This is a genomic window from Halalkalibaculum sp. DA384 (genome assembly GCF_043951955.1).
In the GTDB taxonomy this organism is placed as follows: Bacteria; Bacteroidota; Rhodothermia; order Balneolales; family Balneolaceae; genus JAMQKA01.
Genome location: NZ_JBINJE010000125.1, coordinates 1 through 355, shown reverse-complemented (window position 1 = coordinate 355; position 355 = coordinate 1). Strand labels below are relative to the sequence as shown.

General features: G+C 57.2%; 1 protein-coding gene. It reads right to left on the bottom strand.

Annotated elements, in window-relative coordinates; all coding sequences use genetic code 11:
- Nucleotides 1-97: 97 nt before the first annotated feature.
- Nucleotides 98-355: TIM barrel protein (locus ACG2E4_RS18540; protein WP_395277519.1), on the bottom strand; the 258-nt coding region annotated here is incomplete at its 5' end.

Sequence of the window (355 nt, the reverse complement as noted above, 5' to 3'; positions counted from 1 at the left end):
GATTACAGGTTCTCCGCTTCCGCGCTGCTCGTAATACAGTTGAATTCCGTTGGTTTCGGCGTATGGCATTGGTATTCCTCGGGTTTGTTACAGTGAATTAGTGCAGGGCCGGCAGCAGGTCGTTTTTAATCCACTGCCCGTCGTGCAGGGTCACCTCGTCGGGGTGGTCGACGGCTTTCGGAGCTTCATCCTCACAGATGATCCACCCGTCGAAGCCGATCTCGACCAGCCACCGGGTGATCTCCACGAAGTCCACGTTGCCTTCCCCCATCAGGGCAAAGGTATCCGGGCCGGCCCAGTCCTTGTAGTGGACCAGGTTGATCAGCGACTCATACTCCTTCATCTTGGCCAGCGG